This window comes from Rhizobium sp. SVR5-9E (assembly GCF_056755095.1).
The window spans coordinates 1-246 of record NZ_JBNDHS010000616.1 but is presented as its reverse complement, the minus strand read 5'-3'; the positions used below and the strand labels follow the sequence as shown (position 1 = coordinate 246).

At 61.0% G+C, this 246-nt stretch carries 1 protein-coding gene; it reads left to right on the top strand.

Annotated features, from left to right (window positions below; genetic code table 11):
• Nucleotides 1-246, top strand: a 246-nt coding sequence (locus ACPYOJ_RS36275; RefSeq protein ID WP_481420523.1) for a glutamate ligase domain-containing protein, incomplete at both ends; no start/stop codon positions are given.

Here is a 246-nt window from a genome sequence, read left to right as displayed (position 1 = left end):
GTGAAATTGAAAGCCGTCTGATGGGCGCGTTTAACGTCAGCAACCTGCTGCTGGCGCTGGCGACGCTGCTGGCGCTGGGTTATCCGATGAACGCGCTGCTGGAAACGGCTGAGCGTTTGCAGCCGGTATGTGGCCGTATGGAAGTGTTCAGCGCACCGGGCAAACCGACCGTGGTGGTCGATTATGCCCACACGCCGGACGCACTGGAAAAAGCGCTGGAAGCGGCGCGTCTGCACTGTACCGGTA